The sequence below is a fragment of the Natronoflexus pectinivorans genome (assembly GCF_004345615.1).
Classification (GTDB): domain Bacteria; phylum Bacteroidota; class Bacteroidia; order Bacteroidales; family Marinilabiliaceae; genus Natronoflexus; species Natronoflexus pectinivorans.
In genome coordinates this window covers 140319-154372 of record NZ_SLWK01000001.1, presented here as the reverse complement: position 1 = coordinate 154372, position 14054 = coordinate 140319, and the positions used below count along the sequence as shown (strand labels likewise).

The 14054-nt window shown below is 40.8% G+C and carries 8 protein-coding genes; 6 read left to right on the top strand and 2 right to left on the bottom strand.

All coding sequences use genetic code 11. From position 1 onward, the window contains the following. The first annotated feature begins 440 nt into the window (after window positions 1–440). Together EV194_RS00620 and EV194_RS00615 are read left to right on the top strand one after the other, a co-directional pair. Window positions 441–1487, top strand: a complete 1047-nt coding sequence (locus tag EV194_RS00620; protein WP_132431050.1) for an acyloxyacyl hydrolase — start codon at window positions 441–443, stop codon at window positions 1485–1487. Window positions 1488–1555: 68 nt separating this feature from the next. Next, window positions 1556–1975 carry a DUF6146 family protein gene (locus EV194_RS00615; RefSeq protein ID WP_132431048.1) on the top strand — a complete coding sequence of 140 codons (420 nt, stop codon included), beginning with the start codon at window positions 1556–1558 and terminating at the stop codon, window positions 1973–1975. Between the two features lie 5 nt (window positions 1976–1980). On the opposite strand, the gene EV194_RS00610 is transcribed toward EV194_RS00615, so the two are convergent. Beyond that, a complete protein-coding gene (locus EV194_RS00610) occupies window positions 1981–3354 on the bottom strand; it encodes an MFS transporter (protein WP_132431046.1) in 1374 nt (457 codons plus the stop codon). 127 nt (window positions 3355–3481) lie between these two features. Then, on the bottom strand, window positions 3482–4798 hold the full coding sequence (locus EV194_RS00605; protein ID WP_207915849.1) for a ferredoxin reductase family protein: 1317 nt from the start codon (window positions 4796–4798) through the stop codon (window positions 3482–3484). 451 nt (window positions 4799–5249) lie between these two features. On the opposite strand from EV194_RS00605, the gene EV194_RS00600 reads away from it, so the two are divergent. From EV194_RS00600 to EV194_RS00585, 4 genes are all read left to right on the top strand, one after another. Continuing rightward, complete coding sequence (locus EV194_RS00600; protein ID WP_132431044.1) at window positions 5250–8285, top strand: SusC/RagA family TonB-linked outer membrane protein; 3036 nt, start codon at window positions 5250–5252, stop codon at window positions 8283–8285. Window positions 8286–8296: 11 nt separating this feature from the next. Continuing rightward, window positions 8297–9811 (top strand): SusD/RagB family nutrient-binding outer membrane lipoprotein, encoded by a 1515-nt coding sequence (locus tag EV194_RS00595; protein ID WP_132431042.1) that lies wholly within the window; start codon window positions 8297–8299, stop codon window positions 9809–9811. Between the two features lie 143 nt (window positions 9812–9954). Next, a complete protein-coding gene (locus EV194_RS00590) occupies window positions 9955–11124 on the top strand; it encodes a PepSY-associated TM helix domain-containing protein (protein ID WP_132431040.1) in 1170 nt (389 codons plus the stop codon). Window positions 11125–11449: 325 nt separating this feature from the next. Continuing rightward, window positions 11450–14008 (top strand): TlpA family protein disulfide reductase, encoded by a 2559-nt coding sequence (locus tag EV194_RS00585; protein WP_132431038.1) that lies wholly within the window; start codon window positions 11450–11452, stop codon window positions 14006–14008. Window positions 14009–14054: the final 46 nt, after the last annotated feature.

The following is a 14054-nucleotide window of genomic DNA, read 5'->3' as shown; positions in this document are numbered from 1 at the left end:
TGTTAATAATGTCTTGCTTTGCAAGGTTTTAAAATGATTTCTGTTTTGGTTTTGATGTATGCGCTCGTTTTTATATTTTGCCGTGGAATACGTTTTTTACGAATTATAGCAGGAGTAAAGGATGCTTATAATATTGCAATCATCTTTATAATTGTTCGTTAATCTTTTTTATTGACCTAATTATCAAGCGTTCACTAATTTACTATAGTGTTGTACCATCAGTTGATAATATGAAACTTACTTGTGTCTAATCCCGCTGAGCGGGACTTCGCTATGCTCAGTATCTTACATCTAATAATCTAGTAGTCTAACGATCTATTGTCTTTATGATTCGTCAAATATTAAACACATGAAACGAGCCATGTCGAACGCTTCGACACACAGGGCAATGACTAAGAGGCGAGTTCAATGTGGCCATTGAAAAACAAATTTTTAGACACATGAAACCATACATCATAATAATACCATTGTTGATTTATGCGCAGCTTTCAATTGCGCAGAACATTCAGCGTTTGAGAGCTGAAATTCAGCATGGTTTCATCATATCTCATGCCAGCGATTTAAAGCCGGTTTCGGACAACCGTCCGACCGGGTTTCACGTTTCATGGCAACGGATGGGGTTGGGACAGAATCATTGGGAAATATGTAACTGTTTCTATTACATAGGAGCCCAGTTTTCGTGGTTGAGCTTTGGTGACCGCGATATTCTGGGAGACGCTTATACATTGGCAGGAACATTTGAACCCGTTTTGTGGAGACAAAATCAATGGTCTCTTACTTTGAATTCCGGTATTGGAGCCACATGGTTAACCAAAGTGCATCACCCTGAAAATAATCCGTTGAATAATTTTTTCAGTTCACGTTTCAGTTTTCTCTTGTATGTAGCACCCGCCATAGAATATCGCTTTTCTGAGAAATGGAGTGGCCGGTTGTCAGCTAATTACAACCACATTTCCAACGGTGGAAGAAAACAACCCAACAGGGGAATGAACTATCCTCAGGTGGGGGTGGGGTTGAATTATTATTTAAACAGGGAACCTCTTCCGGTTTATGAGCGACAGCATCCGGGAAATGAATATCTGGTTTGGATGGAGAGCGGATTTACTACCCGAAAGGTAGACGATGAGAACAATCGCAAACCTTCAATCTCTCTGGTAGGAGGTGTAAAAAGAGCCTTTTCGGCATTTAACGGATTGGGTTTTGGAGCGGAGTATAACCATGATTTTTCAATGGTTGATGAATCAGGGGATTATGGCAAACATTTGTTGGCTCCATTTATATCGCACCATTTTATTTTTGGAAAGTTTGATTTCAGCCAGCGCATGTCATGGTATGCCTATAGGCCGGAGCAATTGTCCTCTCATAAGTTCTATCAGCGCTATGTTTTAACCTATAACATTTATTCAGGTTTGAGGATGGGGTTTTCTTTAAAATCCCACGGTCATGTAGCCACCAATTTGGATTTTAGAATGGGATGGGATTTTTAATGTGGTATGATATTTGCATTGATATTCAGTGTAATATGTTGTAATTTGCACTTAAAAAGGAGGTCGTTATGCGTTACCTGATAATCAGTATTTTCGTGATTGGATTTCTTTTGGCATCCTGCGGAACCCAAAAGAACATAGATGCTCCCGACCAGACTGTTAAGCTTGAGAAAGAGGTTGCTGTGGAAGACTCTATTGAGTATGAACTCATTATTCTCGACAGCCGATTTGAAACTTTTCTAGCCACGCAGCCTTCTGCTGCATTTCATACTCAATCTTATTACGAAGGCTGGAACAAGCGTTATGTTACTGAATGGAACATACGTCATTCCAATCCTCTGCGGTATGGGGATTTCTATCAGACCAGAATTGAATATCATCCCGACAGAAATGAATATGGACTGGAATTAAATTACCGGCTATACTACTATTTCCAGTTTATTGAAAAGGAATATGGCATCCGATTGATAAGAAGAAGGGGGAATTAGTCTTGTTAATTTCTCATTTTTCCTCTGTAAAATGAAAACCACATTCCAATAAAACAGATGATGGCAAAAGCCATAAATGCTGCCGACATGCCATTTATAAACTGTTCGCTGGGGACTTCTGAAATTCTTGCTTGTCCGATGTATATGGCAAAAAATAGCGTGACCAGTGTCATGCTCACCATTTGTCCCACTACACGCATGGTGGCTGAAACACCTGATGCAATGGCATATTGATGTTTTTCTACTGAGCTCATGATGGTATTTAAGTTTGGCGATGAGAAAAGCGCGAAACCAGTTCCCATAATTATCAGGTAAAAAATAATTAAACCAGCAGATGTTTGTTCGCCTACGAAGGCGAACAATGCCAGCCCCAGAGTGCACAAACCCATTCCGGAAGTGGCCAGATAACGTGGTTCTATTTTGTCAGACAAGCGTCCGCTAAGCGGTGACAATATCGCCATTACCAGCGGTTGCGCCAGCAATATGCTGCCCGCTTCCTGGGGTGAAAGTTCTTTAATCTTTTGCAGATAAAGGCTCAATAAGAATACGATGGCAAATGTGGCACTGTAGTTGATAAGTGCAGCCAGATTCGAAAAGGCGAAGAGGCGATTCCGAGTAAACATTTCGATGTTAATAACCGGGAATTCGACTTTTTTTTCTATCATTATAAACAGAGCCATAAGAACTAAGCCAACACCTAACAGCATCCAACCTTTGATTGTTGGAATGGCCGATGAACCAATTACCAGGGTTGAAAGTGACATGGCGTAAATAAATGAACCTTTCAGGTTTATTTTTCGTGGTTCTTTAACTGGTGCATCTTTCCCCAGATAAAGCCAGGTTATGGTTACCGAAATCAGGCCCAATATTCCAGAAATCAGGAAAATTGAACGCCAACCCAGTTGTTGGGTTAAAAAACCTCCCGCAAAAGGCCCCATGGCAAGACCCATGTAAACTGCAGCAACTGTAATACCTAAAGCTTTCCCCCTTTCTGATGCGGGAAAAACAGACACAAGAATAGCTGCGCCGGTGGTCATCACCATGGCACCTCCCACTCCTTTTAGTACTCTTAATAAAATCAGCATTTCGCCGGATGTGGCAAACGCACACAACACCGTGGATATGGCGAATATGGTTGCACCTGTTTTGTAGATTCTTTTTATCCCGGTCAGGTCAGCCCACCGGCCAAGAGGCAGCAACAGAATAGCAGATGAGAGCAAAAAGCCGGTGATAATCCAACTCAAAGTCAGTGCATTCATTTCAAAAACCTCTTCTATGGCAGGGAGCGCTATGTTGACCGACGAAATAAGGAAAGTTCCCAGAAAGGATGTGGTGGTAACAATGGCCAGTGCGCTTTTTTGTGTTCTATTCCAGGACATGAATTGTGGAGTTTTTATTTCAGGAACGTAAAATTGCGAATATTATCGCAATTACCAACAGAAGCAGAGCAACAATATTACCGGCCCGACGAATGGTTTTGAAAAATAGTTTTTTATGTTCTTTCATCTATATAATATTGAATCGTTCTGAATATACATAACGCCAATCAGCACCCAAATCTCGAACCGCAAGCTCTGCTGCATCCATCATCGGTTTTGGTCCGCATATGTAAAATGCAAAGTCATTTAAATTAGCCGGTGCATGTTTTTTTATTATCTCATAATCGATGAGTCCTTTCTCTATATTGGATTGGGGGTTTTGCGGAAGCTCTTGAAGCACATGTATGAGTTGAAGGTTAACAACAGTTCTTAATCTCTCCAACTCTTCTCTGAAAGTGATGTTTTCCCAGTCGGGATTTGCATATAGCAAAATGACTTCTTTTGAACTGTTCTGTTGTTCCAATGTTCTTAACATACCAATTCCGGGGGTTATTCCAATTCCGCCCATCACCATGAACATATGTTTTTCCGGCTCAGGGGTGAAAGAACCAAATGGACCTTCAAGATAAGCTGTAGTTTCCGGCTTAAGGTTTTTCCATGTTGATGTAAAATCACCGGAGTTTTTCGCTGTCAGTTTTATAGTAGAACCTGTGCAGGCCGATGCTATTGAAAAGGGATGTTGTTGCATTTTAAATGGGGTGCTGCCAATGGTTATCCATACAAATTGGCCACACTTATATTTCATTCCCTGATGACCTTGAGGAGTTAGTTCAATGGTCCAGCAATCATCTCTTTCAGCAATAATATTGCGAATAACATAAGGCCTTTTGCGGTTGACCCATGGTCGTACAATTCTTGTATGAATTACAAAATAGATAGCCAATCCCATTGTTGTTATGATGGCCATTTTCTGCCAGGTCGCATTCAGGTAGTGACCTACCTGAATGCTGTGTGCAATCCCAACGATAAGGATTAAAGCTGAAAGAGTGCCATGAATCAGTCTCCATAGTTCGTAACTTAATCCAATTATTGCTCTGTACAAACTTGAAAACGCCAAAATAACTAAACCAATGGTTGCAGAACTTAAAGCAATGGCTCTGGGAAGATTAACTTGTGGATTGAAGTATTCTCCGAACTCAGGTTGCACAAAGATGAGAATAGCAGGATGCATGAGTAAGAAGAGTAGTGCAAGAATTCCCATTTCCCGATGGTATTGAAGAATATTATCCATCCCGAACTTGGGTGCTACCTCTCTTATCCGACCCGAAAAGAGGAATTGAACCGCCAGCATTCCCATACCAACGAATCCAAGTGCAACACCAAATTCGATAACAGGTCCACGATATTCAGGAAGTGAACCTGAAATTGCGCATAAAAACGGGATCATTACAAGTAAAACGTAAATGGCTAACCATTTGGCTCCGTTTTTTGCAGAATACTTCATTTGATAAATTTTTAACTTTTCCGTTTTAGTTAACGCTTGCCGCAAGGTAGGTGTTAACTTTTGCTAACTATTAAGTTTCCCTGTCGGGTTGATTTTTTCTGTTGTTCAATTACAAAAGATAAGTAATTTTTTTAGGACGCCATAAGCACGGTGTTATTTTTTGAATCTTATCAAATTCCTTAATTATGGCAATTTTTTATTTAATGCTATCAGAACCTACTCATTATTATTGGTGATTAAATTTTGTATAAAATTTAACAATATGCCATAAATGATTTTTATCTGATGTGTATTTAAATGATTGATTGGCATCTTTTTTAGGGATAGAATTTTTTGTTTTTTCGTTCAAAAAAAGCTTGAAGTATGTTGCTGAAAAACCCCTACAGATAGGGATTTTATGAGAATTTGGAGCATCCTACTTTTGTGTTATCAAATTTTTAATAATTCAATTATGCACAAAATAGGACTCTTTTTATTTTTTATTTTCCTGATATCGTTTGACGTATCAGGGCAAAGATTCACTGTAAGGGGGAGGGTAACGGATACCCAAACCGGTGAGCCAATTATTGGAGCAACGGTTCATATTAAGGGAACCCACAGAGCAGCCATCACCGATGGTGATGGACGTTACCATTTGCATCCTCAAATTAACCAGGTTTTGGTATTCTCTTTTTTGGGATATGAACCTCAAGAGGTAGAAATTACCGAAGATACCCGGTATTTGAATGTGGATTTGCAACCAGTGGCTCAACAAATTGATGAGGTGTTGATAACCGGAGCGCTGGGAATTAGGCGTGCTTCCCGTGAAATAGGTGGAGGTGCGCAAGTGGTGTCTCATGAGGAGATGAACCAGGGACAATCGCACAACCCTTTAGCGGGTTTGTCCGGACGTGTTAGCGGTTTGCGCGTCAATATGTTCGACAGTAAAGTTGACCCCCAGTTTCAGGTGGTTATGCGGGGAACCCGCTCTTTACGGGGAAACAATGCACCGCTTTACGTGGTGGATGGTGTTCCGGTTCCCGAAATCAACAGAATTAATCCCGGAGATATTGCCGAAATCACTGTACTTAAGGGAGCTAATGCTGCTGCGCTTTATGGTTCGGAAGGGGTGAATGGGGTTATCATGATTACCACCCATCAGGGAACCAAAGGTGGAGCAACCGTTTTGTATAACAATGCAACCACATTTTCGCGGGTCTATCAGTTGCCTGCTGCTCAAAATCAGTTTGGACAGGGTGTGAACGGTGTGTATGACCCCACTCAGTTTCAATCTTGGGGCCCGGCATTCGATGGTTCTGAACGTCCCATTGGATTACCGCTTGCTGATGGAACTCAACCCACCGCGATATATGCAGCGCCGGATAGAGATGTTCGAAAGGATATGTTCGATACCGGGATAAATATAAGACACGATTTGTCAGTTGCAGGTGGCGATGATTTTTCTTCATACTACCTTTCGTTAAGTGATGTAACGGTGAAAGGGATTATACCTGATGATGAGAGCCGCAGAACCGGAATCAGACTGAACAGTTCACGTAGATTCAACAGGTTAACCTCTTCATTTGGTATCAATTATGTTTTTACCCAGAACAATACCACACCGGATGGTCCATGGGTAACCATGTATCAGATGCCTGCCAATTTTCCCCATGATTTGATGAGCGACTGGGAACATCCCAATTCTCCGGGTAATCCAAATAATTTCTTTACGGACAGACACCAAAACCCATATTTTCAGATTGATAATCGCAGAAATGAATTGACTCAACAACTATTTAACGGCCATATTACTTTTGATTATCGAATTGCACCATGGATTAATGCCACATACCGTGCCGGATTATATAGTTCTGTTCAGGAAATCCGAAACACTGTTGGCAAATTTGAAGCTGACGGAAGAAGAAATGTGAACGGAAGTGTTTCAGACGGGAACAGCAATGTAAGACGTCTCAACAGCGACCTGATGATTACTTTCACCAGGAAAACCGGCGATTTTAATCATCGTTTGTTGCTCGGAAGCAATGTTCGCAGCGATTATTCAAAAAGCACCAGCATTGGCGCATCAAATCTATTGCTTCCCAGTCTCTATAACCCCGGTAGCCGCGTAGGCGACCTTAACGGAAGTGTTTCCATCAGCGAGTATCGGCAGGCTGCCGTTTATGGCGAATATTCGGTGAACTACAATCAGTATCTGTTTCTTAATTTTACCGGGAGAAATGAGTGGGTATCGGTGTTGAGCAAAGAGAACAGAGCCTATTTTTATCCTGGTATCAGTACCTCTTTTGTATTTAACGAAGCCATTGAGGGATTGCAAAATCTGGACTGGTTGAATTTTGGAAAGATATTTTTGTCATACAATAGAACAGGAAATGTAAATCTTTCTCCTTATGCATTAAATAATGCTTACAGCCAGTCAAACGGCTTCCCGTTTGACAACCTGGTAGGATTCACTCCTTCTAATACCTACCCAAATCCAGATATTGAACCGGAGTTTGTCACTTCATGGGAAATAGGAACTCAATTGGCACTTTTCAACAATCGCCTCAATATTGAAGCTGCCTATATCTATTCCGATTCAGAAGGTCAGATATTTCCTGCTACCACATCGCGTGCAACAGGGTACAGTACTGCAGTGGTAAATGCCGGAAGGCTTACCAATAACATTATTGAGTTGACTGTGGGAGGTGATGTGGTAAGAGCCGGTGATTTTACCTGGAATATGAACTTTAATTTCAGTTATACCCACAACGAGGTGAAAGAGCTGTTCGAAGGACTGGAGAGATTTACCATTTTCCGCCAGTCGTATGCCACCATTGGGGAGCGTTTTCCGGCTCTGCATGTGCTGGATTACGCGCGCGACCCGCAAGGGCGCGTAATTGTGGATGTCGAAACAGGACTTCCTTCTCCGGCATCGGAGCTGACTCACCTCGGGCCTATGGTTCCTCCATACATGATGGGGTTAAACACAACCTTTTCATACAAAAATTTAAGCCTTGCCATGCTGTTTGACTGCCGTCTGGGCGGATGGATGTATTCCGAAGTGGCCAACCGCATGATTACGGCCGGTACACATAAAATGACAGCCGAATTCGACCGTCAACCATTTATCTATCCCAATTCGGTGATTGAAACGTCTCCCGGAGTTTTTGAATCCAATAATTCGGTTTACATCCAAAATGGCGGTGATGCTTCTTACTGGACCGACCATGTAGCTCCATATCAGATTAATTACGCTGCGCCGGGAGATTTTCTGAAACTGAGAGAAATTAGCCTGAGTTACCAGGTTCCGGCTTCAATCCTGTCAGGACAAAATGTTGTTCGCGAGGCCACCGTGGGGCTGATTGCTACCAACGTGTTCCTGATTACCCACAAGGACAATGACATGGGCGACCCTGAATATTTATATAACAACACCGCCGGATACTACAGTTGGCGACAAGTTCCGCCATTCCGCACGTTTGGATTTAATGTTAATGTTGCATTTTAAAGATTTGGAAGATGTATAAATATAGAATCAATTTTGCTTTGTTATTTGCAGGACTGTTGCTTTTGGCTTCCTGCGACGATTTTCTTGACGTGAATGATAATCCAAATTCTCCCGTATCGGAGAATTTGGAATTGTCGGCCAAGCTTCCTGCGGCACTGGTATATACCTCCATTCAGGAAACCGGGCAGTTAAATCAGTTGGGTGCTTTTTGGGGCGGATATTGGGGAAATACTGCCGAAGCGGTTAACCGATTTGTAAAAGAGCGTACCTACAACGGAACGGCCATTGCCGCTGTGAGGGATGGCATCCATGTATGGGAAAACAACTATCAGGCGCTTCTTTACTACCATTTAATTGAAGATGAGGCGTTGAATAAGAATGAGCTGTTTTATGCCGGAATAGCACAAATAATGAAGGGGTGGCATTTTATGCGCCTGGTTGATGTTTATGGAGATGTCCCTTTTGATGAGGCGTTGCAGGGTACCCGTTACGCAGAGCCTGTCTACGAACCCGGAGAAGATGTTTACCGCAAGGCCATCAATCTCATTACTGAGGGAATCCAAAGCATTAAGTCGGCGCCAGCTTACGCGGCGCCTGGTAACGATGATGTTGTTTTCAGCGGCAATGCACAACTATGGGCTAAATTTGGAAATACCATTAAGCTTCGGGGGCTAATCCGCCAGAGCGAAGCAGGAAATCAATCATATATCAACCAGCAGTTGGCCATTATTGAAAGTGAGGGAAGTGGATTCTTGCACGTAGGAGAGATGGCTGTTGTTCAACCGGGTTATCAAAACATCACCGGCAAAATGAACCCGTTCTGGAGCAATTATTATAGGAGCGTTCAGGGAGTCAGCACCAACAACCTTGTAGATTTGGCACCAACACAGTTCGCGATTGATGCCTACGCGGCGTTAAATGACCCACGTTTGTCGTTGTTATATACCATTCCCGATAATGCAGATGTTCCCGTTGGGGTTTTGTTTGGCGATGCAAGTCCCGGACAGGAGCATCGACGTGAGAATGTTTCAGCGTTTATGGGGCCGGTTGAAAACAATGGACAACCCGCAGCATTGTTTAAAAGTGCGACTCAGGCATCTGTATTAATGGGTGATTTTGAAAGTCTTTTTCTTCAGGCAGAAGCCGCTTATCGCGGTTGGATTGCAGGTGATGCTGCAACGCTTTACAGGCAGGCTGTAACGGCTTCCATGCATTATATGGAAGTTATTGATTCAGATTTAATCGAAGCTTACCTGCAACAGCCGGAAGTGGTTTTTAATAGCAGTCTGGAGCAGATTATACTTCAAAAATGGTTGGCGTTAAACAGCATCAGCAGTTTTGAAGCGTGGAGCGATTTCCGGCGCCTTAACATGCCGGCTATTCCAAATTCCTTGTCTGCTCCTTCTGCTCAGGCAAGACCATTGCGCCTGATGTATCCCGAAAGTGAAGTGCAAAGCAATGGGCGTGAAGTGGAAAAGATGGGAATTACTGATATTACCTCCAAAGGCGTTTGGTGGATGAAGTAAATAATCAAATCTCGGAGTTCAGAAAGGTAATTATTGATAAAGCTTCCTTCGAGTGCTCTGTGGATACCTTTGTGCCCATTGTGGTTAAACATTTCAACCTTGAAAATGAATCACCTGGCTGATTAATTTTATAAAAATCAAAAATGAGAGCAAAAAACAGTATTTGGAAAAACATCAGAAATATATTCCGGCAAATCCATTTATGGCTGGGCGTTGCCAGTGCTTTAGTTTTAACTATTGTATGTGCCACAGGCACCATTTATGTTTTTCAAAGTGAAATCATCGGATTGTTGAACCGCGATGTTTTTAAATTTGAAGTCGCGAAGAACGCTGAGTTGCGACCTTTAGAAGAGATTTTTGAAGAAGTAAGATTCTATTCAGAAGGGGACGTTTTTTCACTTTCCGTACCGGCATCTGAAAATGAGGTGTGGACTGCATGGGTGCGCCGTGAAGGCGAGCGTGGGAGAGGGAGTGTTTACCTTGTGAACCCATATACTCTGGAAGTTTCTCTCCAGGAAAATCTCAAAGGTCAGGCTTTTTTTCGTACTGTTTTGCATTTACACCGCTGGCTTTTGCTCGACCGGAATATAGGAAAACCCATTGTGGGATGGGCTACCATTATTTGTACTTTTTTAATTATCAGTGGTCTGGTGGTTTGGGTGCCCCGTAATGCCAAATATTGGTATAAAGGTTTGCAGGCAAAGTTTTCCGGTAAATGGAAGCGGAATAATTATGTCATACATCGTTCTCTTGGTTTTTATGCAGCCATTTTCATTCTTATCATGTCGCTTACAGGTCCTCACTGGTCATTCCAGTGGTACAGACAAGGCATTTATAATGTGTTGGGAGTTGAAGCGCCTCGCAGGGGTGCGCTTCAGGCACAAAACAGTCGCGACAGAGGTTCAGAGGCCATTGAAGAGATAGAAAATGAGCTTGTTGATAAGCCTCAATTTTACACATACAGCCATGTTTTATCTGTTACTGACTCAGAATTTCCTTACAAGGGAACTTACCGCATTGCTCCACCGCGCGAAGAAAGTTCCATTGTTACAGTAACGAAAGGACGAACCGGATTTTTTGCTTCCTCGGGTAGCGACCGAATATCAATGGATATGATCACTGGAGAGATAACAGACATAGATAGGTTTTCTGACAAACGACTCAACGAACAACTTGCACAGTCTATAAAAGCACTGCATACCGGTGAAATATTCGGAATGTTCACCAAAATACTCTATTTTCTGTCGGCTCTTATTGCCACCGCTCTTCCGTTTTCCGGGGTTGTGATTTGGCTGAACCGGATTCGCAAATAGAATCCGGTTTGCTTTGGCCGAAAAATCGTTGATAGGTTTTACTGCATTACAATATTATTTTTGTATGTAATGGAAATAGGTGAGTTCATCTGAATTATTCTTGTTTGCATTGTGCATCATAATTGATTTCCGTGAGGAGGAAATCTGGTCTGATTTGCATAGCATTTGTTAGTTTTTATTTAATCATGTAGGTTAGATGCCGGATTTAGTGAACAAGAAAAATTATTGGAGTTATTTTTATAATTATTTACATTTGTAAATAGAATTTGGTGTAATACAAATTCTATTTGTGCTTTTTAATTTATTAACTCTAATCCAATTTATTATGATTAAATGCTTTCTTCAAACTATTTTGATTGTAGTAGCAGGTTTAAGCCTCACTTCTCATACAATTATCAAAAACCCCAAACACGGATTTTCGAATTCTCAGATATTACAATTGACTGGTATTGAGATTCTGGATACAACAACCATTTTGCATTTTCATGCAATCTATACTCCAGGGTGGTGGATAAATCTGAATGAAAAATATTACATAAGCGATGTCGAAAGTGATGAGAAACTATTTGTGAAGGCATCCGATGGCATTCCATTTAATGAACGATTTACGATGCCTGAGTCAGGAGAGGTAAGCTTTAAAGCTTATTTTCCACCTATTGGCAGTGGAGTAGAGAGAATTGATTTCACGGCTGAAGACCTTGATAGGGCATGGACTATTTTTGATATTGAATTAAACCCACAGAGTCAGCCGGAGTGGATGCAGATGTTCGGAGGTAACTGGTTTAGGCCTGCATCAGGTAATTGGGAATTAGGAGTTTATAATGGTCAGATAATATATCAACAAAAAATATGGATACTTAATGATGTTGAGTTAAGCGATGGTTTTTTTCAGTTTAATGTGGATTCCGAGGGAGATATAAAGACAATTTTTGCGCATATAAATGAAGATGACAATATCTTGGCAGGTTTTTCGAGATCTGCCTTGCAAGAGTATGTTAGAATTGAGAAATTGGCAGCTGCAGAACTAGAGAAAGATGATGCATTATTTGAGCTACCAATATTTAATTTGGATAGTGTAAAATTTACTGGTCTTTTGAAGGATTATACCCCCAGGGTTGGATCTTTCGTGTTTACAATTTATGTGAATAATATTTTAACTGGTGATCAGGAATCATATACTTCATCTGTTTTACCTGATGGAACTTTTGAAATCATGATCCCCCTCTATTATCCCCATGAAGTATATGTACGGTCAGAGTTCTATAGTGCCAGTTTATTTCTTGAACCCGGGAAGGATGTTTTGGTCATGTTTGATTTGAGTAGCAGGTATGAAAGTGTTCTATACATGGGTGAAAATGCAAGGCTTATTAGGGAATTATCTGGTTTCAATGTTCATCAGAATTTCAATTATAGAGAGGTGGAGAGTAAAATTTTGGGTATGAGTCACATGGATTTCAAGGCCTATTGTGACAGTGTTAAGAAAGTAACTCAACAATTTTTTGAAGAATATGCAAGAGTCAATAATCTGAGTGCCAAAGCAATTCAAGTTAGAGAATTGGATTTTATATATCAATTTCTTTCCATCGCACTTGAATATCATTGGACTTTTGAAAATGCATACAGGCAGAAGCATAACATCCCGCGTACACAAAGAGAATTGCCTGTGAAGATTCCCGTGGCCGAAATTGATTTTTATGATTTTATGACCGATGAGATAATACATAACCCTTTAGCGTTATTAAGTGATGGTTATAATTCATTTGTTAACAGAATAAAGCATAACAGAATTTTAACTCAAAATGAGGGTGCTGATTGTTATTCGCAGGCAAGAATTATGCAGTTGCTTCTGGAATCCGGATTTGAATTTACTGAGGAAGAGTTGAGCATGATTGATCTTATGAAAAAGTTAGAAGATGAATCATTTCTGGCTGACATGTTGCCTTATTCTGTAGAGGATGTTCAGAATTTTGTGAACAAAAACGAGGAGTATATAGAGGGTTTTTTAGCTCAAAATGAATATTCTGGTATTTTTAATCTTCCGGACTTTTGTAGTTATTTATTAGAACAGGGTATTCCTGTTTCTCCGGAAGAAAAGATTCTGGTGGCGCAAGTTGAAGAATTCCAAAACAGCGATAAGTATAATGAAATGAATGATACCTGGGAACAGGTCAATAATTTTTATTCCGGGTATGCTCATCTAACGGATATGGCAATTACTTACCATCAATATTCTAGGAGACTGACACATTTAAACTCCTTTTTTGGTATAGAGCTTGGGCTTGTTACGGATATTATGTATTCACAAGATATCTTACGAAGAATTGTATCACAGATGACGCCTTTGACTGATTCCGATGTTGAGCGGATACAGGCTAATATTTCTGACCCTTTTATTAAAGAGTATCTTGCAGTATCAAATCAGTCGGTCATTGATAAAATTGAATTGAACAAGTTGACTTCAGTCCATAATATTCAAGAGGTTCCGGATACCGATCTAGAGAATGTTTTTGATGCAATTATCTCAAAATACAAAGGCAAAGTGGTTTATGTTGATTTTTGGGCTACCTGGTGTGGCCCATGTCGTAGTGGTATGACGAGGATAATACCCTTAAAAGAAGAACTTTCGGACGAGGATATTGTGTTTGTATATATAACCAATCCTTCTTCTCCTAAGAATGCCTGGAAAAATATGATTGCTGAAATCAAAGGAGACCATTACCGAGTATCCAACGAAGAATGGGAGGTATTTAGAAACAGATTTGATATTACGGGTATTCCACATTATGTTTTGGTCGATAAAAACGGTGAAGTTGTAAATCCAAAAGTTCAATTTGGAATTAGTAACAACGATTTAAAAAATCTGTTTATGAAATACCTGAATTGAAGCTGGTTAGAAGATTGTCTTAAATTTCGCAGATGATACCGAGTGA

Bases quoted from the DNA above. Each gene is read 5' to 3' on its own strand.
- EV194_RS00620 (WP_132431050.1), top strand. From the start codon at position 441: ATGAAACCATACATCATAATAATACCATTGTTGATTTATGCGCAGCTT.
- EV194_RS00585 (WP_132431038.1), top strand. From the start codon at position 11,450: ATGATTAAATGCTTTCTTCAAACTATTTTGATTGTAGTAGCAGGTTTA.
- EV194_RS00610 (WP_132431046.1), bottom strand. From the start codon at position 3,354: ATGTCCTGGAATAGAACACAAAAAAGCGCACTGGCCATTGTTACCACC.
- EV194_RS00600 (WP_132431044.1), top strand. From the start codon at position 5,250: ATGCACAAAATAGGACTCTTTTTATTTTTTATTTTCCTGATATCGTTT.
- EV194_RS00590 (WP_132431040.1), top strand. From the start codon at position 9,955: ATGAGAGCAAAAAACAGTATTTGGAAAAACATCAGAAATATATTCCGG.
- EV194_RS00605 (WP_207915849.1), bottom strand. From the start codon at position 4,798: ATGAAGTATTCTGCAAAAAACGGAGCCAAATGGTTAGCCATTTACGTT.
- EV194_RS00595 (WP_132431042.1), top strand. From the start codon at position 8,297: ATGTATAAATATAGAATCAATTTTGCTTTGTTATTTGCAGGACTGTTG.
- EV194_RS00615 (WP_132431048.1), top strand. From the start codon at position 1,556: ATGCGTTACCTGATAATCAGTATTTTCGTGATTGGATTTCTTTTGGCA.